This is a genomic window from Pseudomonas sp. SIMBA_041, assembly GCF_046535095.1.
GTDB lineage: Bacteria > Pseudomonadota > Gammaproteobacteria > Pseudomonadales > Pseudomonadaceae > Aquipseudomonas > Aquipseudomonas mucoides.
Genome location: NZ_JAWRXJ010001055.1, coordinates 1 through 228, shown reverse-complemented (window position 1 = coordinate 228; position 228 = coordinate 1). Strand labels below are relative to the sequence as shown.

The window sequence follows — 228 nt, the reverse complement described above, 5'->3', positions numbered from 1 at the left end:
ATATGGGCGTCATTTTGAAGCGTATGATGTTGCGTGCCGCGTCGAGCATCGCCGACCGCCTGCACATCGATGCGCTGGTGACCGGCGAGGCGATTTCCCAGGTGTCCAGCCAGACCCTGCCGAACCTGTCGGTGATCGACTGCGTGACCGAGAAACTGGTACTGCGCCCCCTGATCGCCAGCCACAAGCAGGACATCATCGACCTGGCCGTGGAGATCGGCACGGCCG

1 pseudogene is annotated in these 228 nt (G+C 62.7%); it reads left to right on the top strand.

Annotated features, from left to right (window positions below):
- Positions 1-228 (top strand): annotated as a pseudogene (locus SB725_RS34340) (tRNA 4-thiouridine(8) synthase ThiI); the annotation flags it as partial.